Source organism: Halorutilus salinus (assembly GCF_026242195.1).
In the GTDB taxonomy this organism is placed as follows: domain Archaea; phylum Halobacteriota; class Halobacteria; order Halobacteriales; family Halorutilaceae; genus Halorutilus; species Halorutilus salinus.
The window spans coordinates 212,716-237,231 of the sequence record NZ_RKLV01000001.1 but is presented as its reverse complement, the minus strand read 5'-3'; the positions used below and the strand labels follow the sequence as shown (position 1 = coordinate 237,231).

Annotated in this window: 30 protein-coding genes and 2 tRNA genes; 2 read left to right on the top strand and 30 right to left on the bottom strand. The window is 61.6% G+C overall.

Going from position 1 to position 24,516, the window contains the following annotated elements; all coding sequences use genetic code 11:
• Positions 1-50 precede the first annotated feature (50 nt).
• From EGH25_RS01285 to EGH25_RS01255, 7 genes are all read right to left on the bottom strand, one after another.
• A complete protein-coding gene (locus tag EGH25_RS01285) occupies positions 51-464 on the bottom strand; it encodes an arsenate-mycothiol transferase ArsC (RefSeq protein ID WP_266085573.1) in 414 nt (137 codons plus the stop codon).
• Positions 461-841, bottom strand: a complete 381-nt coding sequence (locus tag EGH25_RS01280; protein ID WP_266085570.1) for an ArsR/SmtB family transcription factor — start codon at positions 839-841, stop codon at positions 461-463. The genes EGH25_RS01285 and EGH25_RS01280 overlap by 4 nt, the downstream gene beginning before the upstream one ends.
• Before the next feature lie 39 nt (positions 842-880).
• Complete coding sequence (gene phoU, locus EGH25_RS01275; protein ID WP_266085569.1) at positions 881-1,543, bottom strand: phosphate signaling complex protein PhoU; 663 nt, start codon at positions 1,541-1,543, stop codon at positions 881-883.
• A complete protein-coding gene (gene pstB / locus EGH25_RS01270; protein ID WP_266085567.1) occupies positions 1,543-2,472 on the bottom strand; it encodes a phosphate ABC transporter ATP-binding protein PstB in 930 nt (309 codons plus the stop codon). The genes phoU and pstB overlap by 1 nt, the downstream gene beginning before the upstream one ends.
• The gene (gene pstA, locus EGH25_RS01265; RefSeq protein WP_276591850.1) at positions 2,469-4,625 is read right to left on the bottom strand and encodes a phosphate ABC transporter permease PstA; all 2,157 of its coding nucleotides are present in this window, start codon (positions 4,623-4,625) and stop codon (positions 2,469-2,471) included. Before pstA ends, pstB begins: the two co-directional genes overlap by 4 nt.
• On the bottom strand, positions 4,622-5,662 hold the full coding sequence (gene pstC, locus EGH25_RS01260; RefSeq protein WP_266085565.1) for a phosphate ABC transporter permease subunit PstC: 1,041 nt from the start codon (positions 5,660-5,662) through the stop codon (positions 4,622-4,624). Before pstC ends, pstA begins: the two co-directional genes overlap by 4 nt.
• 147 nt (positions 5,663-5,809) lie before the next feature.
• Positions 5,810-6,949 (bottom strand): PstS family phosphate ABC transporter substrate-binding protein, encoded by a 1,140-nt coding sequence (locus EGH25_RS01255; protein ID WP_266085563.1) that lies wholly within the window; start codon positions 6,947-6,949, stop codon positions 5,810-5,812.
• 341 nt (positions 6,950-7,290) lie between these two features.
• Between EGH25_RS01255 and EGH25_RS12055 the strand changes: the two genes are divergently transcribed.
• Complete coding sequence (locus EGH25_RS12055; protein WP_266085562.1) at positions 7,291-8,292, top strand: phosphate uptake regulator PhoU; 1,002 nt, start codon at positions 7,291-7,293, stop codon at positions 8,290-8,292.
• A 131-nt stretch (positions 8,293-8,423) separates the two neighbouring features.
• Here EGH25_RS12055 and EGH25_RS01245 read toward each other — a convergent pair whose 3' ends face one another.
• The 19 genes from EGH25_RS01245 to EGH25_RS01155 all read right to left on the bottom strand — a co-directional run bounded on the left by EGH25_RS01245 (position 8,424) and on the right by EGH25_RS01155 (position 21,310).
• Entirely contained in the window at positions 8,424-10,109 is a 1,686-nt protein-coding gene (locus EGH25_RS01245; RefSeq protein WP_266085560.1) for a glutamate--tRNA ligase, read from the bottom strand.
• Positions 10,109-11,020, bottom strand: a complete 912-nt coding sequence (locus EGH25_RS01240) for a polyprenyl synthetase family protein (protein WP_266085559.1) — start codon at positions 11,018-11,020, stop codon at positions 10,109-10,111. Before EGH25_RS01240 ends, EGH25_RS01245 begins: the two co-directional genes overlap by 1 nt.
• Positions 11,021-11,065: 45 nt before the next feature.
• Complete coding sequence (locus tag EGH25_RS01235; protein WP_266085557.1) at positions 11,066-12,409, bottom strand: RNase J family beta-CASP ribonuclease; 1,344 nt, start codon at positions 12,407-12,409, stop codon at positions 11,066-11,068.
• A gap of 52 nt (positions 12,410-12,461) precedes the next feature.
• Positions 12,462-13,520: a type 2 isopentenyl-diphosphate Delta-isomerase gene (fni, locus tag EGH25_RS01230; protein ID WP_266085555.1), complete on the bottom strand. Its 1,059-nt coding sequence runs from the start codon at positions 13,518-13,520 to the stop codon at positions 12,462-12,464.
• Position 13,521: 1 nt separating this feature from the next.
• A complete protein-coding gene (locus tag EGH25_RS01225; RefSeq protein WP_266085553.1) occupies positions 13,522-14,226 on the bottom strand; it encodes an isopentenyl phosphate kinase in 705 nt (234 codons plus the stop codon).
• Positions 14,223-15,089 (bottom strand): mevalonate kinase, encoded by an 867-nt coding sequence (gene mvk, locus EGH25_RS01220; protein ID WP_266085551.1) that lies wholly within the window; start codon positions 15,087-15,089, stop codon positions 14,223-14,225. Before mvk ends, EGH25_RS01225 begins: the two co-directional genes overlap by 4 nt.
• A gap of 6 nt (positions 15,090-15,095) precedes the next feature.
• The gene (rpsB, locus tag EGH25_RS01215) at positions 15,096-15,818 is read right to left on the bottom strand and encodes a 30S ribosomal protein S2 (RefSeq protein ID WP_266085549.1); all 723 of its coding nucleotides are present in this window, start codon (positions 15,816-15,818) and stop codon (positions 15,096-15,098) included.
• Between the two features lie 3 nt (positions 15,819-15,821).
• Entirely contained in the window at positions 15,822-17,018 is a 1,197-nt protein-coding gene (gene eno / locus EGH25_RS01210) for a phosphopyruvate hydratase (protein WP_266085547.1), read from the bottom strand.
• The gene (locus EGH25_RS01205) at positions 17,015-17,182 is read right to left on the bottom strand and encodes a DNA-directed RNA polymerase subunit K (RefSeq protein WP_338071857.1); all 168 of its coding nucleotides are present in this window, start codon (positions 17,180-17,182) and stop codon (positions 17,015-17,017) included. Before EGH25_RS01205 ends, eno begins: the two co-directional genes overlap by 4 nt.
• Before the next feature lie 8 nt (positions 17,183-17,190).
• On the bottom strand, positions 17,191-17,385 hold the full coding sequence (locus tag EGH25_RS01200) for a DNA-directed RNA polymerase subunit N (protein WP_266085543.1): 195 nt from the start codon (positions 17,383-17,385) through the stop codon (positions 17,191-17,193).
• A 4-nt stretch (positions 17,386-17,389) separates the two neighbouring features.
• A complete protein-coding gene (locus EGH25_RS01195) occupies positions 17,390-17,794 on the bottom strand; it encodes a 30S ribosomal protein S9 (RefSeq protein WP_266085541.1) in 405 nt (134 codons plus the stop codon).
• A complete protein-coding gene (locus EGH25_RS01190; RefSeq protein ID WP_266085539.1) occupies positions 17,788-18,240 on the bottom strand; it encodes a 50S ribosomal protein L13 in 453 nt (150 codons plus the stop codon). Before EGH25_RS01190 ends, EGH25_RS01195 begins: the two co-directional genes overlap by 7 nt.
• Complete coding sequence (locus EGH25_RS01185; protein ID WP_266085537.1) at positions 18,237-18,584, bottom strand: 50S ribosomal protein L18e; 348 nt, start codon at positions 18,582-18,584, stop codon at positions 18,237-18,239. Before EGH25_RS01185 ends, EGH25_RS01190 begins: the two co-directional genes overlap by 4 nt.
• A 292-nt stretch (positions 18,585-18,876) precedes the next feature.
• Positions 18,877-18,961: transfer RNA gene (locus tag EGH25_RS01180), tRNA-Leu, on the bottom strand.
• Positions 18,962-18,983: 22 nt separating this feature from the next.
• Entirely contained in the window at positions 18,984-19,778 is a 795-nt protein-coding gene (locus EGH25_RS01175) for a DNA-directed RNA polymerase subunit D (protein WP_266085535.1), read from the bottom strand.
• Positions 19,778-20,191 (bottom strand): 30S ribosomal protein S11, encoded by a 414-nt coding sequence (locus tag EGH25_RS01170; protein WP_266085533.1) that lies wholly within the window; start codon positions 20,189-20,191, stop codon positions 19,778-19,780. Before EGH25_RS01170 ends, EGH25_RS01175 begins: the two co-directional genes overlap by 1 nt.
• A complete protein-coding gene (locus tag EGH25_RS01165) occupies positions 20,188-20,712 on the bottom strand; it encodes a 30S ribosomal protein S4 (RefSeq protein WP_266085532.1) in 525 nt (174 codons plus the stop codon). The genes EGH25_RS01170 and EGH25_RS01165 overlap by 4 nt, the downstream gene beginning before the upstream one ends.
• Positions 20,713-21,213 (bottom strand): 30S ribosomal protein S13, encoded by a 501-nt coding sequence (locus EGH25_RS01160; RefSeq protein ID WP_266085531.1) that lies wholly within the window; start codon positions 21,211-21,213, stop codon positions 20,713-20,715. It lies immediately after the preceding gene.
• 14 nt (positions 21,214-21,227) lie between these two features.
• A tRNA-Ser gene (locus EGH25_RS01155) sits at positions 21,228-21,310 on the bottom strand.
• 179 nt (positions 21,311-21,489) lie between these two features.
• Between EGH25_RS01155 and EGH25_RS01150 the strand changes: the two genes are divergently transcribed.
• A complete protein-coding gene (locus EGH25_RS01150) occupies positions 21,490-21,918 on the top strand; it encodes a DUF2391 domain-containing protein (RefSeq protein WP_266085529.1) in 429 nt (142 codons plus the stop codon).
• On the opposite strand, the gene EGH25_RS01145 is transcribed toward EGH25_RS01150, so the two are convergent.
• Genes EGH25_RS01145 through EGH25_RS01130 form a run of 4 tightly spaced genes read right to left on the bottom strand, consistent with a single transcriptional unit; the run spans position 21,915 to position 24,510 of the window.
• Positions 21,915-22,628, bottom strand: a complete 714-nt coding sequence (locus EGH25_RS01145; protein WP_266085528.1) for a ribosome assembly factor SBDS — start codon at positions 22,626-22,628, stop codon at positions 21,915-21,917. The genes EGH25_RS01150 and EGH25_RS01145 overlap by 4 nt on opposite strands.
• Before the next feature lie 39 nt (positions 22,629-22,667).
• Complete coding sequence (gene psmA, locus EGH25_RS01140; protein ID WP_266085526.1) at positions 22,668-23,378, bottom strand: archaeal proteasome endopeptidase complex subunit alpha; 711 nt, start codon at positions 23,376-23,378, stop codon at positions 22,668-22,670.
• Positions 23,375-23,842, bottom strand: coding sequence for an Rpp14/Pop5 family protein (locus EGH25_RS01135; RefSeq protein WP_266085525.1), 468 nt, complete (start codon positions 23,840-23,842; stop codon positions 23,375-23,377). The genes psmA and EGH25_RS01135 overlap by 4 nt, the downstream gene beginning before the upstream one ends.
• On the bottom strand, positions 23,839-24,510 hold the full coding sequence (locus tag EGH25_RS01130) for an RNase P subunit p30 family protein (RefSeq protein ID WP_266085523.1): 672 nt from the start codon (positions 24,508-24,510) through the stop codon (positions 23,839-23,841). Before EGH25_RS01130 ends, EGH25_RS01135 begins: the two co-directional genes overlap by 4 nt.
• Between the last annotated feature and the right edge of the window lie 6 nt (positions 24,511-24,516).

Genomic DNA, 24,516 nt, shown 5'->3' with positions numbered 1-24,516 from the left:
CAATTGAATAGTTATTCAGATAACCTTTTCGGTAGAGGGGAGTAGGCGGTTCAGTTCCGTTCGTCGAGTTCGTCGAACATCGCGCCGATTCGGCGTTCGACCTCGTCGCGTATCTCACGCGCCTCGTCGCGTGTCGCACCGCCGGGGTCGTCGAGGTCCCAGTCGCGGTTATCGCCCGTGAACGTCGCAGGGCATACGTCCGAGGCTTCGCATCCCATCGTGACAACGATGTTGGCTTCGGCAAGTTCGCCGGCGGTTATCTCGCGCGGCGTGCGGTCGCGCAGATCGAAACCACTCTCCGCCATGACTTCGGCGACAATCTCGTGAACCTCGTCCGCAGGGCGCGTACCGCCCGTAATCACGTCGAGGTCAACGCCGCGCTCCTCCGCCTCGCGCTCCGCGAAAGCCGTCGCCATCTGACTCCTTCCAGCGTTACGGACACAGACAAAGGCTACAGTCGTCATACGTCGTCCAACGCGCTGACGAGACGTTCGGCGCGTTCGGTCGGTGAGTAGTACCTCCACTTACCCCGTTTCTCGCGCTCGACGAGTCCCGTGTCACGTAGCTCGGACAGCGCGTGGCTCGCGGCGCTCTCGGTGACGTCGAGAACCGTGTCGAACTCGCAGACGCACATACTTCCGCGGTCCGAGGAGACGAGTAGTCTGACGATACGGTGCTTGGTCTCGTCCCCCAGAACAGACAGGACGCGCAGGTCGTCGGTGTCGGTCTCGTCGTCGACACGGTCACGGAGGCGGCGCAGGCTACGCCTCCTCTCCTCAACATCCTCGTCACAGCAGTCCTCAACCTCGTCGGACACGAGTCGCTTCAGTCTGTCGCCCATCAACTATACGTATGAACGTACCCTCAGATAACTCTTGTCCTAACGGAGAAGCTCGTCTTCGTGCTCAACCATATACAGCGTCCGCGCCGCGATGTTGACGCCGTGGTCGCCGACGCGTTCGAGGTCGCGCACCGTGAGGAGGAGATTTTTGGCGTCGCTCACGGACCCGTCGGCGTCCTCGTGTGCGGCGTCCGCGAGTTCGCGGATGACACGCCGCGTCGCCCCCTCACACCGTGTGTCGAGTACGTCGTCGCTCTCCGCGACGCCGCGGCACGCCTCGATGTCCCCGTTCTCGTACGCCTCTACGGCGTCCTCAACCATCGAGGCGGCGAACGCACCTATCTCCTGTACGTCCACCTCTGCGAACCGGTCGCGGCGCGCCTCGGTTGCGCGGTCGGAGAGATTGACAGCGAGGTCACCGACGCGTTCGAGGTCGGTAACTATCTTGAAAGACGCGACAACGAAACGCAGGTCTCCCGCGACAGGTTGCTGTAACGCGATGAGGTCGACGCATTCCTGTTCGATTTCGAGGTACCTCTCGTTGACCTCGTCGTCGCCCTCAACGACACGGCGTGCGAGTTCGTCGTCCTTGTCTTCGAGCGCCACGAGTGCGTCACGCAGGCGTCCGACGACGGTTTCGCCCGTCGATACGACTTCGCCACGGAGCGTGTCGAGGCGTTCGCGGTAGTCGTCGCGCGGCATCACCCGAACTTACCCGTGACGTAGTCCTCGACGCGTTGGCTCTCAGGGTTCTCGAATATCTTGTCCGTCTCGTCGTACTCGACGAGTTCGCCGCCGGTTAGGAAGACCGCAGTCTGGTCGGAGATACGCGCCGCCTGCTGCATGTTGTGCGTTACCACCACAACGGTGTACTCCTTGGCAAGTTCTTCGATGAGGTCCTCTATCTTCGACGTAGCGACGGGGTCGAGCGCGCTCGCAGGTTCGTCCATGAGTATTACCTCAGGGTTGACGGCGAGACACCGAGCGATACAGAGACGCTGTTGCTGACCGCCCGAAAGCCCAAGAGCGTTATCGTCGAGTCTGTCATTAACCTCGTCCCAGAGCGCCGCCTTGCGCAGGGACTCCTCAACAAGTTCGTCTTCCTCTTCCTTGTCGTCGCGTCCAAGTAGGCTCGCGACGAAGCCCCGGTTTATATCGCCGTGCTTGCGTGGTCCATACGCGATGTTGTCACGTATCGACTTGGGGAACGGGTTAGGTGCCTGAAAGACCATGCCGATACGTTTTCTGAGTTCAACAAGGTTGGTGCCGTCCTGATACACGTCCTCGCCGTTGTACTCGACGGTGCCCTCGACCCGCGCCGACTTGATACGGTCGTTCATACGGTTGAGACAGCGTAGGAACGTCGACTTACCGCAACCGGAAGGACCTATGAGGGCGGTCACACTTTTTTCCGGTATATCCATGGAGATGTCCTTGAGAGCGTGGTCATCGCCATAGTAGACGTTGAGGTCGTCCACCGAGAGGATGGCATCTTCCGAGAAGCTATACTCTCTCCATTCGTCGCGCGTTCTCTCCTCGCTCTCGCCTTTCGTCGTCCGTGTATCCGTATCGCCGGAACCCACGGACGTTCCCGTTGACTGTTCCTCGGTTTCTGTCGTTGTCTCTGTCATTGTTGTAGCTTTCTCCTGAAGTACCGTCGTGATGCCACGCTAACGGCGAAGAACGAGAGAACCACGCCGAGAAGGACGAGCGCAGTACCCCATCCGAACGACTCCTCGGCACCGACACCTGCGGTGATGACGGCGTATAGCTGGTACGGCAGGGCGCTCGCTCTTTCGAGAAGCGCGGGATTGGAGACGTGTATGAAAGGCGGCTGTAGACCGAATCCGACATCGAAGCTCGAAAGAACGCCGGGCGCACTTCCCGGAAAGTTGGGTCCGTTTAGGACGAGCAGAAGGGGCGCAGTCTCGCCCGCGATACGTCCGACGCCGAGTATGACACCCGTGATGACTCCGGGCATCGCCGCGGGAACGACGACGCTCCGTATCGTCCGCCACTTCGACACGCCGAGGGCGGCGCTCGCATCGCGGTACTCGTCGGGCACGCTCTTCATAGCCTCACGGCTCGTTATGAGGACGAGCGGCAGGAGCATGAACCCGAGAACGAGCTGACTGGCGAGTATCGACGGGCTGTCACCGAAACGCGGCACTATGAAGGCGAGTCCGAAAAGACCGAAGACTATGCTCGGCGTGCTCCAAAGACCGTTCGTCGCAACGTCGACGCCGCGCGTGAATAGACTGTCCTCGGCGTACTCGGTCAGGTAGACCGCCGCGCCGACAGCGAGGGGTACGGCGAAGACAACTGCACCGAGGACTATCCAGATGGTGCCGAACATCGCGGGCATGACGCCTATCTGTATCCCGAGACCCTGGGACGGATTCATGAGGAAGGGCCAGTTGACGGTGCCACCCTCAACGATACCGACGCCCGCGACCGCTACGGCGTCGCCTGTTGCGAGAACGTGAACGGCGGCAACGACCGAAGCCCAGAGCAAGACAGTCACGGGCAGTACGCGTGGATACGGTACGTCGCGCGCGTACGAGGCAACGAGGGCGACGAGAGAAACGGCGGCAACCGCGGCGACTGCGATAGGCATGAACGGAACACCCGGAACACCTATCTCGGCGACAAAGAGTTCGACGAGCGCACCGGCGACGAGACCAGCGACGACAAGACGTGCGAGACGCGCGACGAGTTGCTCACGGTCGGTTTCGGCTGTCGACGTGTCGGCGGCGCGCGCCACGAGAAGGAGGACGCCTGAAACGACAAGGGCGGGAAGCGCCCCGACCGCAGTCGTGGGTTCGAGCGTCACGGAGCCGTACGACAGGCTCGTCGCGGTAGCGAACGCGTAACCGAGTCCTGCGGCGAGGAGAACAAACACCGCAAGGAACGCGAAACGGACGTAAGAGGAGACCGCGTCGGTGCCGGTTCCTGTCACGATGCCCCGGCGGTAGGCGCGTCTTGAGAGGAGTACGACGGGTAGCGCGACGAATGCGAGCGCCGTTCCCGCGCCGATAATCAAGTTTTCGAGGACGACGGCGACGCCGCGTTCGAAGACAAAGGCGAGAAGAAGGACGAGAATCGAGAGAACGAGGAAGACGACAAGAGATATTAGGAGGAACGCGCCGTTCTGTCTGCCTCGAGTTCCGTACCCTGCGTACGCCTTTGCGCCCGTCCATCCGCCGAGAAGCGCCCCCATGATGGTCGCCGTCGGTATGACGACGGTTCCGGGGAAGGTAGCCTCAAAAGCCTCCGACATCCACGCGCTTTCGGGCGTGACGGCTCCCGCAACGAAGAGCGCCCCCATGAACAGCAGGAAGCCTGCGACGGGAAACGTCGAGCCAATATCCTCGGACGAGACGAGAGTCGCGTACGCCAGACCGACGCCGGCGGCGAGCGCCCCTATCCATCCAACCGCACCGATGCCGACGGCTTGTGCGACGAATCCGAGCGTCAGGAACCAGAGCATCCCGAATACGACCGCCGCGACAAGTCCTGCGGAGTCATCGGGTGCTGTCTCAAACATTCCGACCCGCGACGCTACACCGAGACCGGCGACGGCAAATCCGAGCGCGACGAGAACCGCGCCGAAGTACCGTGCGGCGACGAAGCCCGCGACGTTTTCTGCGAGCGGCACCCATCCGAAGAACGTCCCTATAGCCGCGAGGAAGGCGACGAACGAGACGCCGACGACAGCCGCGGAGACGCGTTCGTAAGCCGACGAGCCTTCGACCACGAGGCTTCTTTCGTAGGCTTCGCTCATTCCTTGCCTCCTAACTTACGTTTCATACGTTGCTCGATTATCTGCGATACTATACCCAGACCCGTGACGATAACGAGAAGGAAGACGCCCGCGGCGAACAGCGCGCTCCAGAACAGTTCGCCGGGCGTGACGTGTCCGTATGAGCTTGCGATGAGCGTCGTCAGCGTCTCCGTGCTGTCGAAGACGTTGTATACGGTCGGTTCGGGAAGTTGGCGCGTGTGTGAAATCATGACCGTTGCCGCCATCGTTTCGCCCATTGCACGCCCCACGCCGAGGAGGACAGCGGCGGAGATTCCCGAAAAAGACGCGGGGACGGTGACGCTCTTCATCGTCTGCCAGTCTGTAGCGCCGACGGCAAGCGAGCCGTTCTTCATCGAACCGGGTACGGAAGAGAGAGCGTCCTCGGCGACTGAGACGACCGTCGGGAGCGCCATTAGACCGATGACGAGTCCGATTAGGAACAGCGAGCCTGGGCTGACGGAAAAAAGGTCGCCGACATACGGATTGAGTATCGTGAATCCGATGAAGCCGTATACGATGGAAGGTATGCCGGCGAGTATCTCAACCGAAGGCTTGACAAACGACTTGAGCCATTCGGGCGCGATTTCGCTTATGAAAAGCGCCCCCGCGATGCCGAAAGGCGCGGCGACGACTACCGCGACAAGCGTCGTGAGAACAGTACCCCATATCATGGCTACGAGCGAGAACTCCCCCGCGCTCGTCGACCAGTTCGCGCCGTCGAAGGGAAGGAACAGTTCAAGCCCCGTATGTCGGAAGACAGGAATAGCTTCGATTACGAGGAAGACCACTATAAGACCGAGCGTTGCAAGCACGGTGGCGGTCATCATGAAGGTCAGAATCTTAGCGGTGACAGCCTGTCTAAGCACCCAGCTTACGCCGGAGGAGACGAGGAACAGGAAGAAGAAGCTTGTCGCCAAGGATGACCTTGTGGCGAGAAGGCTGACGAAGGCACCGCCGGCGAAAAACGCCTGCGCCACGACGAGGACGAGCGTGAGACGGTCCGTCTCCTCAGCCAAGACGCGCAGTCTACTGACCGCTTCCCGAATGGCGCTACGTGGATTCCTGAGGGTTTCAAACACGGTCTGTTGCTTACAGTGTGTATGTCGTGATTATGTTTTTTGCCATTCCTCGCTACGACCGCAAACCGAGAGGCTCCGACGTTATCAGACCTGGTTGGGTAGCTTGTCGCGCTCCTCTTGGCGTCGGTCGTCGGGGAGCGTAAAGTAATTGTTGGACGCGACGAACTCCTGCTGACCGAAGTCGGACAGTATCATGTTGAGGAAAGCCGCCTCCTTCATGCTCGTGTCCCCCCACGTGTACATGTGGAGGTCACGGTTGAGCGGGTAGTCCTCAGCACCAAGGTTCTCGCCGTAGCTGTACGTCGTTCCGTCGAGTTCGAGGTCTACGGCTGGTGTCGCGCCGTCGGGTTCGACGAACGCGAGCGCGATGTACGCGATGGCGTTATCCTCCTGTTCGATGATACTGGCGACCTGCTGGTTCTGTCCGCGACGTACGTCGGGTTCGATAGGAGCGTCCGGGTCCCCGTATAGGTTCGTGCGGAACGCCGTGTCCGTACCCGAGTCCTCAGCACGCCCGACGGCGTATATCTCCCTGTCAGGACCGCCGAGTTCGCTCCAGTTGGTTATCTCCTGCATGTAGATATCACGGAGTTCCTCGCCCGTGATACTCGTGACACCCGCGTCGTATATCTCGCGCGAGACGACGAGAGGCTGACCGTCGACGCCCACGACATGGTCGACGATGCTGTCGAGCGCATCGTTGTCGGGTCCGAGTATAGACTCCGCCGTCGAACTCGCGTTGCCGAAGTCCGCACGTCCGTTTATGACAGCCTCGACGCCCGTCCCTGAGTGGCTGAGGGCTACGCTCGCCGTAAACGGCGGAACGGTACGCTCGTCGGTCGGCTCGAATCCGTAGAAGGACCCGAAGTAGTCCGCGAGATTCATGTCGGTGTCGATGCCGTACTGACCGGGACCCCAGTACTCCTCGTCGCTCGCGGGCGGGTTGCCGTTCCAGAGACGCGCCGCGGAGTTGGCGATGGGGTAAACCGTCGACGAACCGCCCGCGTTGAGCGGCGAGGTGTCCATCGAATCCGAGCCCCTCTCGTTGCTCATCTCGCCGTTACCGTTCATCTCGTCGTTACCGTTACTGCTGCTACCGTTGCCGCTACCGTCGTCGTTCCCGCCGGTGTTCAGACATCCCGAAACGATGCCTGCACCTGCGATACCGCCTGTTGTTGTCAGTACCTTCCTGCGCGAAACGCCATTGGAGTCTTTTTCGACCATCACTCGGCTATGGTCCCAGTGCACACAAGTAGGTTGCTAATAGAGGTACTTTTCGTAACAAAGTACTACATAGAACTATTTAGCAGAACATATTAGGCGAGGTTTAGCATCGTGGTGTAGGTAGATATGCGGATTGTTCAGCGCACGTCATCTACTTTTCTCCCATTTACCGAGGAGATTCGTCATGCTTCGGTAAGTACTTGTTCTCATGTATGCGCTTCGACAAGAGATATATCCCAGTCTCACCGTCGAATATATACCCAATAGTATGATATTTATGTAACGCTTAGGTACTGTAGCTATGGTTACGCCACGAAAGGCGCGTTACGGAGGTGTACGACGTGACTAACGGTGAGGAAGCCGTGGAGCGTAAGGTGCAGGTGACGGGCGGCTCCACCTACACCGTCTCGCTTCCGAAGGACTGGGCGCGCGAACATGGCGTCGAGTCGGGAACGACGGTGCGGCTCTACTCACGCGACGACCGTCTGGTGGTCTCGCACGACGCCGACGGCGAACGGCGGTCGGTGGTGATACAGGCGGAAGGGCGCGAACCCGAGGACCTCGCAAGGAGCGTCGAGTCGGCGTACATCGCCGGGTGCGAGGAGGTGCGCGTCGAGGGGATGCTCGAAAACGACCAGCGCCGCGGGATACGCGACGCCGTCACGGGTCTTGTCGGTATCGAGGTCCACGAGGAGGGCGAAGGCTCTATAGTCGCGCGCACGATGCTCGATGTCGGCGACCTTTCGCCGGAACAGACGCTCGTGCAGATGAAGCTCACGGCTCTCTCGATGCACGAGGACGCCCTCGACGCCGTCCTTGCGGGTGACGCGGAGAAGGGGAGACGCGTCGCGCGGCAGGACAACGACGTCGACCGCCTGTTCGGTCTCATCTGCAGGGAGTTCCAGCGGTCGCTCGTCAACGTCGACGTGCCGATGCGCGGCGGCGACCTGACCAAGTTCGAGTACTACACGGCGGCGCGCCAGCTCGAACGTATCGCCGACCACGCCGAGAAGATAGCCGAGGTCGCGGAGCGCGCCGCTTCGACACCGCCCGACGAGGTAGCCGAGAGGTTCGACGCCCTCGGGGAGCGGTCACGCAACCTCGTGACGCGTTCGGTCGACGGTCTGTTGGACGTCGAGGATTCAGACCTTGGCTCGATAATCGTGGACGCCGAGGTCTTCGTCGACGACGCCGAGGCGCTCGACCGCGAACTGTACGAGCGCGACGCCGATGACGGCTACCTCCTCGGAACCGTACTCGACAGTCTGGTGCGCACGTCGGAGTACGGTGTCAACGTCGCGGAGGCGGGGCTTCAGGTCGAGATGCGCGACGCTTCTCGGTAGGGCGACGTAGACGTACGGTAGGCTATTATGAAGACGTATGTACCGCGGGTACGCGGCGTAGAACGTCGGCGACGAAAACCTGTCCATGGTACGTCTCGTCGCCGCGCGCCACCGCGTTTTTCGCTATCCGTCTATCTATGAGCGAAGAAGGCGACGAAAGGGTCGTCGGAGTCGACACGAGCGAAGCCAACGCGCTCGAACTGCACGATGTCGTCGAGTTCGTCGCGCGCCGCCGGTTCGACGACGCCCGTCTCGTCGCCGTCGGGCGTCCGTAACGTCGCGTCAACAGTCTCGCCGTCGTCCGCGGGAAGCCAGTGAACGACCGACGCGTCGCCATCGCGGACGAGCGAAAGGTCGTTTCCGAGATGGCGCACGACGGGCGGGTCGGTTGAGACGACCTCTACGTTGTACAGAGACTTGAAACGTAGTTTCTCGCCATCGTCGGGCAGGTCGTCGGCTTCGAGTAGGACGGCGTCGTCGACGGCGAGTTCGCGGACGCCGCGGTCGTCGTCGGGATGGAGCGGCGGATGAGCGACGGTTTCGGGTGCGTCCTCGACCTCGACGCGTACGGGGTCGCGTACGAAGAAGTAACGGTTCGCCTCGTCGTCGACGAGCGCCCTGTTGGCGGAGTAGACGTGTTCCATGCTGAACTCTACGTCGGCGTCGCTAACGCCGAGTTCGAGGAGCGCTTCGCGTAGCGCCTCACCGCGTATACCGCGCCGGAGGAGGGCGCGCACGGTCGGAACGCGCGGGTCGTCCCATCCCTCGTACTCGCCCGCTGTGACCTTCTCGGCGAGCGACGAGGTGGACAGCGTACCGTACTCCTCTACGGAGATACGACCCCAGTGGAGGACCTCGGGGTAGTCCCATCCGAAGGCGTCGTAGACGTATCCCTGACGACCTTCGGAGTCGCGGAGATCCTTGCCGCGTATGATATGCGTCGTACCGAGAAGACGGTCGTCGATAGCCGACTGGAAGTCGAGCATGGGCCAGACGCGGTAGTCGTCGCCGGTGAGCGGGTGGGGTTCCTCAACGACGCGGAAAGCCACCCAGTCGCGCAGAGCAGGGTTCTTGTGCTCCATATCCGTCTTGATTCGGAGAACCGTGTCGGTGGCGTCGTCGTGCATACGTTCCCATTCGGCGAGGTTCTCATCGACACCGCGGTCACGGTGCGGGCACGCGACGCCCTCGGCTTTCTTCTCGCTGAACCCTTCGGCGGGACAGTCGCAGACGTACGCCTCCCCCATCTCGATGAGTTCGCGTGCGTGTTCGTAGTAGGTTTCGAGACGGTCGCTCGCGCGGTACGTCTCGTCTATACCGACACCGAGCCATTCGGCGTCGTCCTCGTACCAGCCGTACGCGTCGGGTAGAGGACGTTTGTTGACGGGGTCGGTGTCGTCGTACCGGAGGACAAGAGTCCCGTCGTACTCACGTACGTACTCGTCGTTCACGACCATGCCGCGTGCGCTACCGATGGTCGGAGGCCCGTTGGGGTTGGGTGCGAAACGCATCACGATCTCGTCGTAGTCGTCCGCCGCGGGAAGAGACGGGAGACCCTCATCGTCCTCTTCCTCGTCGTCTTCGAGCATCTCGGGCGCTTCGTCTTCGAGCACCGCGCGGCGCTCGTCGGGTTGCATCGCGTTTACGGACGCCACGACCTCAGGGGCTTCCTCCGAAACCTTCTCCGCGTTCTCACGTAGCTCCGGATGTTCGCCCATGAGGGTACCGATGACAGCGCCGGGGTCGGCGTCCGCACCGTGTTCGACGGCGTTCTGCAAGGCGTACAGCCTGACGAGTTCACGTGTTTCTTCTTCCATCAGTAGTCCCTCCTCACGAGGTAGTCGGCGACCTCGGCGAGTGCGTCGCGCGGTTCACCCTCAGGGAGGGCGTCGAGGTCGTCCTTCGCCCCGTCGACGAGAGTCTCCGCACGTTCGCGGGCGTAGCCGATGCTACCCGCTTCGCGTATCTCCTCAACCTTAGCCTCGACCTCCGCGTCGGAAGCGTCGTGGGGCAGAGACGGATCGACGCCGTTTCTGCGCGCGTGGAGTGTGACGAGCGTGTTCTTACCCTCGAAAAGGTCGCTCGCACGCGTCTTTCCGAGATCACCGCTTTCGCCCACGAGGTCAAGAACGTCGTCGTGTATCTGAAACGCCTTTCCTATCCTGAGACCGTATCCGTACGCCTCGTCGAAGATACCGCTTTCTGAGACGAGAGCGCCGATACCCGTCGAGGCGGCGAAAAGTACACCCGTCTTGAGTTCGACCATACGGAGGTAGTCGTCCTCGCTGACAGTATCCGCCTCGGCGTACTCGACGTCGAGCGCCTGCCCTTCGCAGATGAGCGTACACGTCTCCGCAAGCGTCTCCATGACACGTCTCATCGTCGCGTCGGTGGCGTCGGTTTTGAGTGCGGTCTCAAAAGCCTTCGAGTAGAGGTAGTCGCCCGTGAGTATCGCCGTCGGTACGTCCCATCTCTTGTGGACGCTCTCCTCGCCGCGTCGCAGAGGGTCGTCGTCCATAACGTCGTCGTGTATCAGCGTGAACGAATGCGTGATCTCAACCGCGAGCGCGGGGGGTACGGTGTCGCGCGGCGAACGTCCGAAGGCGTCGGCTACGAGCATGAGCAACGCGGGACGTAGACGTTTCCCCCCCGCCGTCAGGAGATGCTCCGCGGCTTCGTGGACGCGTAGCCCGCCGAGAGGCAGACGTCCGTCTATCGCTTCGTTCACGAGACGTGCGTTCTCCCGGACAGGGTCGGGAACGTTGGGCAAGGCTTACTCCGTGAGCGTGACGCTGTCGCCGTTACGTAGCAGATGGGCGTCACGACCCATCTTGTAGTCCAGCTCCTCCGCCATATCGATATACTCGCTACGGACGGAGGCTGTCTGGTGTGCGGGCACCACCTGTTCGGGCTGTAGCCAGTCGAGTAGGTCGTAATGCTCGTCGCCGCCCATATGCCCCGAAACGTGTATGTCGGGGTAGACGCGCGCACCCTGCATACGGAGTAGCTTCTCGGCTTGGTGGCGCTGTCCCTCGTTTATAGGCGAAGGTATGATACGCGCGCTGTACACGATCTTGTCGCCCTGCTCTATCTCGTACGGCGTATCGTCGCGCGCCATACGTGTCAGCATCGCGCGGGGTTCGCCTTGATGTCCCGTCACGATGGGTAGGTATTTCTCCTTACCCTCGTCCATAACGCGTTTCATCGCGCGCTCTATGCTCCTACGGTGACCGTACATACCGACATCGGGGAACTCGACGAGATCCATACGTTCGGCGATCCCGGAGTACTTCTCCATGCTCCTACCCAGGAGTATCGGACGGCGGTCTATCTCCTGCGCGAACTGAAGGAGGCTCTTTATACGCGCTATATGCGACGCGAACGTCGTGGCAACTATACCGCCGTCGTAGTCCTCAAAGGAGTGGAGAAGGTCACGTAACATCTCCTTCGCCACCTTCTCGCTCGGCGTCCGTCCGTCTTCGCCCGCGTTGAGCGCCTCAGGTATGAGCGCAAGAACGCCTTCGTCCTCGCGCCCTATCTCCTTGAGACGGTCGACATCGATAGGGTCGCCTATGACGGGCGTATGGTCTATCTTCATGTCGAGTCCGTACACGACCGCACCCTCTGGTGTATGGACGACGGGCGCGATCGCACCCGGTATCGAGTGCTGTACGTTGACGAACTCGACGGTGACCTTCGAGTTTATCTGTATGACCTCGCCAGCCTCCATCTTACGTATCGGGTTGTCGAAGCCGAACTTCTTTTCGCCCTGAACCTGCTTCTTGACGAGTTCCGCAGTGAAAGGCGTCGCCACGATAGGCGCGTCGTACCTGTGCGCCAACTTGGGTATCGCGCCGATATGGTCGAGATGTCCGTGCGTCGGTATGATAGCCTTGACATCCCCCTCGATATCGCTCATTATACGGTCGTCAGGTATACCTCCCATCTCGATGAGGTCGAGCGAATGCATCGACTCCGTCTCTACGTTCTCGTGTAGCAGAATCTTCGACAGGTCGATGCCCATGTCGAAGATTATGACATCTTCACCCAACCGAACCGCAGTCATCTGTTTACCTACCTCTTCGTATCCACCTACCGCTGTTATTTCGATCTCCATCTTGTCTTTCTCCGTTAAGTTTGATCTTTTGAAATTGAAATTTAACCGTGGTTTACCGAACCTTTTGAAGGTACTCGTCTGTTCTACCGGTTACAACAGAACGGGCTTTACTAAGTTCATCGATATCTTCCGAACCTGTGACGAACATCGCTGTCCGTAGCTCGGCGACGACCTGTTCGACGGCTTCGAGAGCCTCGTCGGATCCTTTTGCACCGGGCTTGAGGAACGGCTTGGCGAGACCACCCGCCGACGCACCCAGCGCAACCGCCTTCGCTATGTCGAGACCCGAACGGACACCGCCCGACGCGACGACGCACGGGTGTTCGTCTGAGGCGAGTACGGTGCTTGCGACCGTAGGTATGCCCCAGACGCGGAACAGTTCACCGAGGTTCTCGCCGCGTCTGTCGTCGTGCGCGGACGCCCTGTACGCCTCGACACCCGACCACGTCGTGCCGCCCTTTCCCGCGACATCGACGCAGTCGACGTCCGCTTCGGCAAGTTCACGCGCCGTCTCGTCGGAGATCCCGTTTCCCGTCTCCTTTACGATGACGGGGACGCTCGCCTCGCGCGCGACGTGTTCGATCTCTTCGAGACAGCCGCGTGCGTCGACATCGCCCGCGGGCTGTACAGCCTCCTGAAGGAAGTTGAGATGGACAGCCATCGCGTCGGCATCTATCATATCGATGCATTCCTCGACGCCTTCCACACCGTACTCGTCCAACTGCGCCGCGCCTATGTTTCCGTAGACGAAGGCGTCGGATCCTGCGTCGGAGTCACGTACGACCTCGTAGGACCGTCTGCGGTCGTCGTCTTCGAGCGCGGCGCGCTGGCTACCGACGCCCATCGCCACACCCATCTCGTCGGCGGCGTACGCGAGGTTACGGTTTATCTTCGTCGCGTTCGGATGTCCGCCCGTCATGCTTTCTATGAAGACGGGCGCACCGAGCGTCGCGCCGAGTATATCGGTCGACGTGTCCACGTCGTCGAGATGCGTACCGGGGAGGGCGTCGTGTACCAACGAAACGTCTACGAAACCCGTACCCGGCTCCTCCACGTCCTCCTCTTTGACTATACGTATATGATCGTCCTTTCTCTCTGATGTTCCTGGCATACTACCTCCTTACGAGGGTTCCAACGTCGTTTCCTCCGAGGTAAGCGTCTATCTCGTCGGCACCGAATACGTATCCTCCCGACGGAGCCGAAAGAAGACGTTCGACCTTCCCGCGTATACCCCGTGTAACGTCGTCGGTACCGTCGCCTAACTCGGTGAGTTCTTCGACCGATGAAACGCGCCCCAGCCGGTTACCTTCTTCGTTGAGGACGCCGCCCGCCGACGTACACATACCTATCCTCTCGTCTTCCTCGGCGAGCCTGACGGCGAGTTCGTCGCCCGAAAGAACCGATGCACCGCCGTGCGCGTCGGCTACTACGTCGCCGTGTACGACGGGTAGAAAGCCGGCGTCGCGGAGACTTTCGACGGCACCGGTCTGGAACCGCGTCCCCCCGTCGCGCCAACCGCACGACGACGGATGTACGGGAACCGCGTCGACGCCGTGGCTGTTGAGCGTCTCGACGACCTGACGGTTTAGACGCGCTACGGCGGCGTGTGTCTCGTACGCTCCTTCGACAGACGCCGTCCGTTCATCAATCCCGTGACGTTCGGCGTGCGGATGTCCAAAGGATCCCGCGCCGTGGACGAGAACGAGGTCGTCGGGCGCTTCCCGCGCGACGGTGGCGAGAACATCGTCGAAAACACCAGCGACCGTCTCATCACCGTCCTTCTCCGTCAGAACGCTTCCGCCTATCTTGAGTATCACTCGGAACGCACCCCTTCGGCGGGTGAGACGACGAAGGCTTCTTTCGCTGTTTCGGCGACAGCCTCCTGAGCCTCGTCTGTCGCGGGGTAGGCGAGTACACAGCCTGCTCCCCCCGCGCCGGTTAGCTTGGCGCTCGCGCCCGCGTCGCGCGCAGACCAGACCATACGTGAAAGCGACGACGATGAGACACCGAGAGCGTCGAGAAGACCTTGGTTCATGTCCATGAGCGCGGCGACGACTTCAAGATCGCCCGATTCGAGGCTTTCGACGGCGTCGTGTGAAAGGTCGCCTACCGCGGAGACGATGTCGGACGCAACGGGGTTCCGATCGACGAGACGTGCGACGCCGTCGACCATCTCGCCCGTCGGCGCGGAGCCTCCGTCGTAGCCGACGACGAAACGGGCGTCGGGTGCATCCACGGTTCGGCGCTCGTCACCATCTACGACGACGTAGCCTCCTGTCGCCGACGTGTACGTGTCAGCGGGGGACGCCTTTCCCTGTACGGCGCGTTCTACGGCGTACGCCTCGTCTGCGACCTCTTGGGGTTCCATAGGAGCACCGAACTGGCGCGATACGGCGTGTAACGTCGCCACAGAGACTGCGGCGCTCGAACCCAGCCCCGCGCCGACGGGGATGTCGGAAGAAACCTCGACGCGAACCGGCGTCGTTTCGTCGGCGTACAGGCGTGTCCTTTCGACCGCCTCGCGGACGTAAGCGGAGTCGGGTAGGTCGTCCTCGTCGGCGTCTTCGACGGCTACCGTCGCGCGTCTGTCGACGGCGAGGAGAAGAGCGGGTTCGTCGTAGACGACGGCGTGCTCTCCGACGAGAAACGCTGATCCGGGGGCGCTCGACCGCGCTGGCACCCCGCGTCAGACCTCCGGCTCGAAGTCTTCTATAGTATACTCCGTCTCGACATCGCGCGTGTCGAGAAGCTCCTCGGCGAGAAGACCGTAGACGACCGCGAGCGCCTTACGTCCCTTGTTGTTCGTAGGTATGACGAGGTCGACGTTGTTGGTGGCGTTGTTGGTGTCGCACATCGCTATGACGGGGATACCGACGGTGACCGCCTCCTTGACAGCCTGCGCGTCGCCTATGGGGTCTGTGACGACCAGAATGTCAGGCTCTATGTAGCCGTCGTAGTCGGGGTTCGTGAGCGTCCCGGGTATGAAACGTCCCGAACGGACGCGCGCACCCGTTGCCTCCGCGAACGTCTCGGCAGGATGCTGTCCGTACCTGCGCGACGAGGTGACGAGTATGCTCGAAGGCTCGTAGTTTTCGAGGAAGTTCGCCGCGGTTCGTATACGTTCGTCGGTCTTCGCCACGTCGAGAACGTACAGACCGTCCTCACGTACACGGTGTATGAACCGCTCCATATGACCCGTCTTCTGTTGAGTGCCTATATGCACACCCGACGACAGGTAGTCGTCGACGGGTATGAGTAGGTCGTCCTCGCCCTCGAACGACTCCGTGGGCTGTCTCTCCTCCTCTGCGGCTTCTTCCGCCGCGGTCTCCTCGGTCTCCTGTGCCTCTTCGGGTGCCGACGCTTCTTCTTCAACCGTCTCGTCATCAGCCTCTGGCTGTTCCTGTGACATTCGTTATCGCTCCATGTCTCTCTGTATTCTTATAACTTCGTTTAGCTTTGCTGTACGTTCGCCTCCGACGGTACCCGTCTTGATCAACCCCGTACCGAATCCGACCGAGAGCGACGCGATGGTTGCGTCCTCCGTCTCACCGCTTCTGTGTGACATAACCGTCTCGTATCCGGCGTCGCGCGCAGTCTTCACCGCCTCGTACGCTCCCGTCACCGTCCCTACCTGATTCGGCTTGATGAGGACGGAGTTCGCCGCGCCTTGGGCAACGCCGTGTTCGATACGTTCGACGTTGGTGACGAACAGGTCGTCGCCGCAGACGAGTGTGTCGGTGTCTGCGAGACGTTCGGTGAGACGTGCGAACGCCTCAAAGTCGTCCTCACGCAACGGATCCTCGACGTAGATAAGATCGCCCTCGCGGACGAGCGACTCCACGTAGTCGACCTGTTCCTCTGTGTCGCGTGTCGTGTCTCCGTAGACGTAAGCGCCTGCGTCGTCGTCCCAGAGTTCGCTTGCCGCAACGTCGAGACCGATACGTGTCTCGACATCCGCGGCGCGGTCGACAGCCTCGGCGACGACTTCGAGCGCCTCGGGGTCGTCTATGGAGGGTGCCCATGCGCCTTCGTCGCCCTTTCCTGCGGTCACACCGCGGTCGTCGAGTACATCCTTTACGCCGGCGTGTACGGCGGCGTTCGTAAAAACAGCCTCCTCGAACGTCTCCGCACCCGTCGGTGCTACGAGGAACTCCTGTATGTCGGTTGCGTCGTCGGCGTGTTCACCGCCTCCGACGACGTTTCCGAGCGGTGTCGGTGTCGAGGAGGCGAACGCTCCGCCGAGATGGCGGTGTAACCGAACACCGAGGGCGTCGGCGGCGGAGTCTGCGGTCGCCATCGAGATAGCCACCGCCGCGTTCGCTCCTATACGCGAGAAGTCGTCCGTGCCGTCCTCATCGCGCAGGGTCTCGTCGACTGCGCGTTGGTTCGCGGCGTCCGTGCCGACGAGAGCCTCCCCGGCTTCCTCACCGCGTTCGACGGCGCGTTTGGCGGATATCTCGACCGCCTCGTACTCACCCGTCGAAGCGCCCGACGGCGCAGAGGCGCGTCCGAAGCCTTCCGTCGTTCGCACGTCCGCCTCGACCGTCGCGTTTCCGCGCGAATCGAGGACGCGGCGTAACGTTACCTCGTCTATCTCCGTCGGCGTCATCCGTCACGCCTCACCGTTATGGGGAGAACGTCGCGCTCAAGCTCGTGGCGCGCTATCTTGACGGGGTTGTTGGTCTCCATCTCGACGAGAGGCGGCGCTCCCATCGATATCTGGAGCGCGCGTGCTCCGACGATACGCGCGCGTTCGTACCGCGTGTATCGCATACTCATGCTCACTGGTACGGTGCCACCGTGTCTACGAGATCCTTGTGCGTCACGAGCATACGGCGACAGCAGTAGCGGTTGACGCCGAGATCGTCGAGAACCTCCTCGGCGTCCTCGCCTTCGTCCTCAACGCGCTCCTTGTACTCGTCGTAGTACTCGCCGATTACGTTTCCGCACGTGAAACAGCGGACAGGCACCATCATGGTATCACCTGTACGACTTCTGGTACCGGGCGCGTGCGCCCGGTCCGCCGAACTTCTTCGCCTCCTTACGACGCGGGTCGTCGACGAGGAGCGAACGGTCGAACTCCATGTAAGCGTCGCGGAGTTCGGCGTCGTTCATCCAGTCGACGAGACCGCGCGCTATGGCGGTGCGTACGGCGTCCGCCTGTCCGGCGTAGCCTCCCCCCTCGACATCGACATCTATCTCGATGTCGGCGCGGAGGTCGTCCTCCACGATACGGAAAGGCTCTGTCATCTTGAGCCTCGCGCTTTCGGGTTCGACGAACTCGACCGGCTTCGAATTAACGCGTACGCGTCCATCCCCCTCCGTCACCGTCGCACGCGCAACAGCCGTCTTCTTCTTACCTGACGTATTGACCGCTTCTACCATGTTACGTTAGCACCTATCTTTTCGCTTATCTCGCCGAGCGTTACGTAGCCTCCCCTGCCGATATCGTCGAGTACCTTGTCGGGTTTCTCGAAATCCTCGTCGTCGTACTCCGCCGGGACGCCGACGTAGAAACGGACGCGCGAGAGCGCATCCTTTCCGCGTTGCTTCTTGTACGGGAGCATACCGCGTACGGCGCGGTTTGCGACGCCCTCGGGACGGCGCGGGTGGAAGGGTCCACGGTCGACGCTCCTTTCAACCTTACCACGGTAATCGTCGACAACCTCGCTTTTCTCCCCCGACACAACGATGTTCTCGGTGTTGACGATGACTATCTTCTCTCCGTCAAGTGACTCTGACGCAAGGGTGCTTGCGAGACGTCCGAGTACGGCACCTTCGCTGTCGATAAGCATCGCCTCGTCAGCGTCGAAGTCGGGTTCACCCTTCATCGTACCACCCTTACGCCCGAACCGTCGGCGTCGTCTACGAAGTCGTCGAGTGCGACGGGTTCGCCTCCTGCGTCGTCTATCTTGTCACGCGCCGACGACGAGAAGTCGAAGGCGGCAACGTCGACGCTCTTCGACAGAACGCCTCCTCCGAGAACCTTACCCGGCACGACGACCGTCTCGCCCTCGTCCGCGTATCTCTCTATCTTGCTCACGTTGACCTCCGCGCGGCTACGCGACGGCGAGTCGAGGCGCGACGCCAGCTCGTTCCAGACGTCGCCCTCGTCCGACGCGCGTTCGCGCAGTCGTTCGATGAGGCTTACTAACCTCGGATTCTGTTTCGGCATCTTTCTGTTTCCTCTTGTTTGTGGTTGTTCCCGTTCCGACGCCGTGGTCAGAGAGGCATGCGGAGCATGCCTTCGCAAACCGTAGGGGTTTGCGGACTGCCAGACATAGTCTGGCAACCTCCTCGTGCTCCAGCGTAGGTCAGGCGTAGCCTGACCTGCCCTCGAAGTCCAAGGGACTTCGAGACGGCGAAACGGTGGGTGTGATGCGTGGGACCGGATTTGAACCTCGGTCGCCCCGGCGGCTCCCTGCTTCAAACCCGCTCCTACTCTCAAACTCTCTGCGTTCGTTTGATGCGTGGGACCGGATTTGAACCGGCGAACGTCTACACGACGGCGCCCTGAACGCCGCGCCGTTGGCCTAACTTGGCTACCCACGCACGTGTTATGTTCCGGTTGTCTCTATGTCGATACCTTGTCGCCCAACTCCGCGGCGCGTTGCGACAGCGTCTCCGTGGCACGCAGGACGAGTTCCGTGGGTTCGAGCGAACCGTCGGACTCGACATGGAATACGAAGGCGTCCTGAACCTCCTCGACGCCGTACCCGTCGTACCCACCCATGCCTTTTTCCTCGGTCAGATCGACGAGTTCGCCGTCGGGTGTCTCTACGACGCCGCGGACGGCGTCTCGAACTTCCGCGGAGTTCGATGGCTCGTCAGACTGTGTCTGACGAACGTCGTGTTCTTCGCCGCCGTCCTCGACGAGCCTGTGGAGGTGCTTGTAGCCGACCGAGACACCGCCCTGGTGCTTCGCATGGTCACGTCCTCTGCCGAGACGCGCGACGCATTCGGCGACGACAGCCTGACCCGGCTTGAGCTTTATGAGCGGCACGTTCTCGTCGGCGGGTTCGACCGCCGGATCCTCTGAGACGAGGTCGGACGAGTAGACCGTCCGTTCCTCGTCGTCCGCCTCGACATCGACGGTGAGCGTGACCTCGTTCGCCACGTCGTCCTCCTCGTCATCGTCGGGTAGTTCGTACGTGTCAAGGTCGGTGGTCAGGGGCACGAGACCGAAACGGAGTGCGAGAACCTCGTCGAACATCACCGACGTGTTCTCGTAGAAGTCGACGGTGTCTATCGACAGCGTCGGCACGTCGGCGAGCATGGCGCGGCGGACGCCGTTGGCGAACGGCGCGGTTGCGTCCCTAACGACGAACTCCGTTTCGCGGTCGTCGAGTTCGACGAGTTCTACGTCCATCAGTTTCCGCGTCCCCTGCGTCCCTTGGGACCCTTACAGCCGTCGTGCGGTATCGGCGTAACGTCCTCAATACGTCCGATTTCGAGACCGGCGCGTGCAAGCGCCCGTATAGCCGCCTGCGCACCCGGTCCGGGGTTGGTGTTCATGTTCCCGCCGGGCGCACGTATACGGACGTGTACGGTCGAGATACCGCGCTCCTGCGCCGTCTCTGCGACCTCCTCAGCCATCTGCATCGCCGCATACGGCGTCGACTCGTTACGGCTCTGCTTGACGACCGAACCGCCGCTACTCTTTGCGAGCGTCTCCGCGCCTGTCAGGTCGGTGAGAGTGATTATGGTGTTGTTGAGACTGGCGTGTATATGCGCGACACCGACGCGGTCGGCGCTTTCGGGCGTGTCGTCCGCGCTACTCATGCTTGCTCCTCCCCTGCGCGCTCAGGATGCAGGTCTTCGGCGAGCGGCGAGTTACCGTAGAACTCGACGGTGTTCCCTTCGTCGCGGTCGACGGTGTAGCTCGGTACACGTACGCGCTGTCTGCCGACGGCGACGTGCCCGTGGTTGACGAACTGGCGCGCCTGATCGATCGTGTTCGCCAGCCCCTGACGGTAGACGACTGTCTGGAGACGGCGCTCCAGAAGGTCGGTGACGTCGAGCGTAAGGACATCGTCGAGCGTAGACTCCTCGCCGAGGACGCCTATACGCCGGAGGCGTCCCAGCAACTGCTCCGTCTCGTCGGCGACAGCTTCGTCGGGTTCGCCGAGGAGGTTACGCGCCTCGCGCCTGTAACGACGAAGCTCCGACTGTGCGCCCCAAAGCTCCTCCTTGTTCTTCAGACCGTACTCGTCGACAAGACTGTGCTCGTCCTGTATCCTTTCACCCTGAAACGGGTGGTTCGGTGTCTCGTACTGTTTGACGTTCTTACCCGGGTAGCCCATCTATTCTTCCTCCTCTTCGGCTTCCGCCTGAAGCTCTGATACCTTGACCTCGACCTCTCCGCCCGTACGTCCGGTCGACTTGGTGCGCTGTCCGCGTACCTTCTTGCCCTTCCTGTGACGGACGCCCTTGTACGAGCTTATCTTCTGCATCCTGTTTATGTCCTCCTCACGCGTGATTTCGAGTTCGGAGCCGACGATATGGAGGTCGTCGCCCGTGTAGCGATCCTTCTCGCGGTTGACCATCCACGAGGGTCCGAAGTCGTCGAAGCCCTGTATAGCCTCCTTGACAGCCTCAACCTCGTCGTCCTCAAGCTTGCCGAGTGTCTCACGCGGGCTGACGTTCGCCTCGTCCGCAACTGCCTTTGCTACGCGTCTGCCTACACCGTCCATCTCAAGCAGTGCCGTTTCGACGCTCTCGGTACCGTCGAGGTCGGTCTTACCGACACGTACGAAGTACCTGATGTCTTCGTCTTCTTCCTGTTCTGGTTCTTCTTGGCTCATATCTCTCCGTTCCACGTCGGGAGTGGGATTCGAACCCACGCGGCGCGAACGCCACAGGATTAGCAATCCTGCGCCTTAACCACTCGGCCATCCCGACTCTTGTTTCGGCTTTTCTCTTCGCCCTTACGGACTCGGGACGTACGCCCCTGTAGTCAAGCGTACGTCCGTACCCGCGACGGGGATATAAACGCAACGGATTCAGACCTCCGTGCCACCATGTGACGTACCGACGAGGGCGAGCGACGGGAATATACGTCTGGATGAGAAGTACGGTTCATGAGGCTCAGGAGGAACAGCGCCGACTTCCGTCTGGAGGACGTTGCTCAGCAGGTGGTCGGCGGATTCCTCCTTGCGGGTCCTTTCGTCGTCACAGGCGAGGTCTGGGATCTCGCCGCCGAGATGGGGACGGTGAACGGCGTCGTTACGGCTCTCCTCGTAGGGGGTATCGGCTACGGTGCACTGTACGAAGCGGATACGGAACGCGACGCCGAGGACGAACAGGATGTCGTGGGTGTCCCCGTACGTTTCGTGACCCTCATGGTCGTCGCGTTCGGCTCTGTCGGTATGCTCGCTGTGCTTTTCGACGCGCCTCGGACATTCGTCGAAGGTGACGGAGCGGTCGTGGCGATGGTGACGTTCAAGGCGGTAAGCATCAGCGCGGTTTTCAGCGTCGTAGGCGCGGCGACGGCGGACTCGGTCTTTTAGAGACCCTCGTCGTCGACTATCTGTGTCTCCGCCTCGCCCTCTGTGAGCTTGTTGAGGAGGTCGTAGAACTCGTTCTGCATACCCGCGGGGAACTCAAGCACCGCAATCCAAGAGCCGTCAGCCTGCCACTCCTCACGTTCGAGCTTTCCGAAGTCGCGTAGCTTACCCTGCGCCTTACCCGCGTACTCCGCAGGAATACGGGACGCGACCTTCACCTGTTCGAAACGTATGGGTATGACGGGACGGAGTGCATCGACAGCCTCGTCCACCTGCTCCTCGGCGGGTACCATGGGGTCGACACGGAACTCCGTCTCTCCGAGGGCACGTTCGACGCGGTCAGGCGGATGCGGCGTATCGTTCTCCTGCGGGTTGATCGCGTTACGCGATATCGTGTTTATGATACGTCGCCTCTTCTCCTCCTGCATCTCGCGTCGCTGTTCCGCCGTAATCTGTATCTCGCCCTGCATGACGACCTCCGGTATGATTTCGAGCGGGTCGGTCGTGTCGAAGACCTCCTCTAACGACTCCTCAGGCGGGCGGTCGCCGCTCGACGCGTCCTCGAAGACGTCCTCTGCGGCGATTACATCGGTAAGGTCGCCGTCGAACTCGCCGCGGCTTATTTCGAGCGCTGCGTCGGGGTCGACGAGTACCTCGAAACGCTGTCCATGCGACTCTAAACGCGCGGTTACTGCCTCGTCGAGGGATATCATCGTGGAGGGATATGCGGGCGAGACGTAAAAAACGAGGCGCTACTCGACGAGTTCACGAACCTCGTCGGCGGAGAGTTCGGTGAAGCATTCGTCGTCCGTCTCGACAACGGCGACCTCGAACGACTCAGGGGTGATGTCGTCGTTCGACTCCTCGACGGCTTCGTACGCGAGCGCCACCGCCTCGTCGGTCGGTATATCTTCCTCGTAGTTCGCCTCGAAGTTCTCACGTATCTCCGCGCTGTTCTCTCCTATCGCCGTCGCGCGCCATTCGTAGAAAGAGCCGCTGGGGTCGGTCTCGAAGACGCGTGGTTCGCCGTTCTCGATCCCGCCGACGATAACGGAGACGCCGAACGGACGGACGCCGCCCTGCTGTGTGTACTTCTGCATCTCGTCGCAGAGTCGGCGCACGACCGTCTCGGTGCCGATGGGTTCCTGATACGACGCGCGGTTGACCTGTGCCTCACGTCTCAGGATGTCGATTAGCTTCCGCGCATCGGTGACGTGCCCCGCGCTTGCCGCGCCGATATGTTCGTCTATCTGGAATATCTTCTCGACGTTCTCAGCCTCCATGAGTTCATTAGGGACGCGTTTGTACGCTCCGAGAACGACGCCGTCGCTCGCGCGCACACCGACGCTCGCGGTACCGCGTTTTACGGCTTCGCGCGCGTACTCGACCTGATAGAGACGTCCGTCGGGGCTGAATATGGTGATGGCGCGGTCGTACGCCTGTTGCTGTGAGTCCTGAATCATTCCTTACCAAGGTCGTGGTGCGTGCCACACATAAAGCCGTCGTCTGTCCGTACGTCCACGACGTCGCCGCGCTCCCACGCAGGTGAACCGTCGACGGTCGTTTCGCGCGTCTCGGGTGTACCGCCGTACCTGTCGCGTCCCGCCTTGAGCGTTCCCGAGACGCCGACGACACGTATACCGACGGGGTCGCCTTGCACCTTATCGATACATGCAAGAGCGGCGCGCGTCTCTTCGACGCCGTCGTGGTCGCAACGGACGACGCCCGCCCCTAACGTCGCGTCGTCGCCGTCGTACTCGACGAGCTTGGCGCGTGTCTCGGCGCTCGTCACGTCGCCGTACAGGTTCTGTGCCTCGAACCAGAGTGCGCGGCGCAGGTCGTGCTCGCCGAAGGAGGCGTCGGGGAGCGTCTCAGCCTCGAAGAAGACGTAACGGTTCCGGGGACGGAGCGACTTGGGTAGTGTCATCCGTCGAGCACCTCGACGTCCGCATCGTCGTTCTCGACGAGTCGGCGCGGTGTCTCGTCCGTCGCACGGTCGAACTCTTCCTCGTCGATACCGATGAGGTACGCGACTGCACGGAGTTCACGCGGTGCGCGTAACTCCAGATGCGTGCGTGCGTCGGCGGAGACGACGAAAGGCGTCCCGTACTTCCGTACGAGCTTTAACGTGGTATGGAGGTCGCGCACGGCTTCGACGCGTTCGCCGCCGGTGGAGCGCAGAACGGACGCGAGCGACAGTTCGACGGCGACGCCCGATTCCGCGGCTTCGCGCGCCAGAACGTGATCGAAGGAGCGCCCGCGTCCGCGGTTCGGGTGAGCAAGTAGGTCGACGTCCGCCTGTATCGCCGCGCGGTTTAGGGCTTCCTCACCCCCGTGTACGGCGACGACCTCCGCACCCCCTCGTTCGGCGCGCCGGACGCCTTCGTGTAACGGTTCGACGCCGTCGGCGCGTACCTCAACGCCCTCGTGCATCGGAATCCCTGTTCCGTCGGGTATGTCGTACGAGGGATACGCGTCGTCGGGGTTGAAATGGTTGCGCAGGACGACGGCGTCGTAGCCCGCGTGCGCCGCGGTCTGTGCCATCCTCGCGGGCGTCGTCGCCGTTTCGGGTGCGGCGTGGACGAAGTCGTGCATGAACGC

What these genes read in the sequence shown, in the direction of transcription:
- EGH25_RS01285 (WP_266085573.1), bottom strand. Translation starts at nt 464, where the DNA reads ATGACGACTGTAGCCTTTGTCTGTGTCCGTAACGCTGGAAGGAGTCAG.
- EGH25_RS01280 (WP_266085570.1), bottom strand. Translation starts at nt 841, where the DNA reads ATGGGCGACAGACTGAAGCGACTCGTGTCCGACGAGGTTGAGGACTGC.
- phoU (WP_266085569.1), bottom strand. Translation starts at nt 1,543, where the DNA reads ATGCCGCGCGACGACTACCGCGAACGCCTCGACACGCTCCGTGGCGAA.
- pstB (WP_266085567.1), bottom strand. Translation starts at nt 2,472, where the DNA reads ATGACAGAGACAACGACAGAAACCGAGGAACAGTCAACGGGAACGTCC.
- pstA (WP_276591850.1), bottom strand. Translation starts at nt 4,625, where the DNA reads ATGAGCGAAGCCTACGAAAGAAGCCTCGTGGTCGAAGGCTCGTCGGCT.
- EGH25_RS01255 (WP_266085563.1), bottom strand. Translation starts at nt 6,949, where the DNA reads ATGGTCGAAAAAGACTCCAATGGCGTTTCGCGCAGGAAGGTACTGACA.
- EGH25_RS01245 (WP_266085560.1), bottom strand. Translation starts at nt 10,109, where the DNA reads ATGGAAGAAGAAACACGTGAACTCGTCAGGCTGTACGCCTTGCAGAAC.
- EGH25_RS01235 (WP_266085557.1), bottom strand. Translation starts at nt 12,409, where the DNA reads ATGGAGATCGAAATAACAGCGGTAGGTGGATACGAAGAGGTAGGTAAA.
- fni (WP_266085555.1), bottom strand. Translation starts at nt 13,520, where the DNA reads ATGCCAGGAACATCAGAGAGAAAGGACGATCATATACGTATAGTCAAA.
- rpsB (WP_266085549.1), bottom strand. Translation starts at nt 15,818, where the DNA reads ATGTCACAGGAACAGCCAGAGGCTGATGACGAGACGGTTGAAGAAGAA.
- eno (WP_266085547.1), bottom strand. Translation starts at nt 17,018, where the DNA reads ATGACGCCGACGGAGATAGACGAGGTAACGTTACGCCGCGTCCTCGAT.
- EGH25_RS01205 (WP_338071857.1), bottom strand. Translation starts at nt 17,182, where the DNA reads ATGCGATACACGCGGTACGAACGCGCGCGTATCGTCGGAGCACGCGCG.
- EGH25_RS01200 (WP_266085543.1), bottom strand. Translation starts at nt 17,385, where the DNA reads ATGATGGTGCCTGTCCGCTGTTTCACGTGCGGAAACGTAATCGGCGAG.
- EGH25_RS01195 (WP_266085541.1), bottom strand. Translation starts at nt 17,794, where the DNA reads ATGGTAGAAGCGGTCAATACGTCAGGTAAGAAGAAGACGGCTGTTGCG.
- EGH25_RS01190 (WP_266085539.1), bottom strand. Translation starts at nt 18,240, where the DNA reads ATGAAGGGTGAACCCGACTTCGACGCTGACGAGGCGATGCTTATCGAC.
- EGH25_RS01185 (WP_266085537.1), bottom strand. Translation starts at nt 18,584, where the DNA reads ATGCCGAAACAGAATCCGAGGTTAGTAAGCCTCATCGAACGACTGCGC.
- EGH25_RS01175 (WP_266085535.1), bottom strand. Translation starts at nt 19,778, where the DNA reads ATGGACGTAGAACTCGTCGAACTCGACGACCGCGAAACGGAGTTCGTC.
- EGH25_RS01170 (WP_266085533.1), bottom strand. Translation starts at nt 20,191, where the DNA reads ATGAGTAGCGCGGACGACACGCCCGAAAGCGCCGACCGCGTCGGTGTC.
- EGH25_RS01165 (WP_266085532.1), bottom strand. Translation starts at nt 20,712, where the DNA reads ATGGGCTACCCGGGTAAGAACGTCAAACAGTACGAGACACCGAACCAC.
- EGH25_RS01160 (WP_266085531.1), bottom strand. Translation starts at nt 21,213, where the DNA reads ATGAGCCAAGAAGAACCAGAACAGGAAGAAGACGAAGACATCAGGTAC.
- EGH25_RS01150 (WP_266085529.1), top strand. Translation starts at nt 21,490, where the DNA reads ATGAGGCTCAGGAGGAACAGCGCCGACTTCCGTCTGGAGGACGTTGCT.
- EGH25_RS01145 (WP_266085528.1), bottom strand. Translation starts at nt 22,628, where the DNA reads ATGATATCCCTCGACGAGGCAGTAACCGCGCGTTTAGAGTCGCATGGA.
- psmA (WP_266085526.1), bottom strand. Translation starts at nt 23,378, where the DNA reads ATGATTCAGGACTCACAGCAACAGGCGTACGACCGCGCCATCACCATA.
- EGH25_RS01135 (WP_266085525.1), bottom strand. Translation starts at nt 23,842, where the DNA reads ATGACACTACCCAAGTCGCTCCGTCCCCGGAACCGTTACGTCTTCTTC.
- EGH25_RS01130 (WP_266085523.1), bottom strand. Translation starts at nt 24,510, where the DNA reads ATGCACGACTTCGTCCACGCCGCACCCGAAACGGCGACGACGCCCGCG.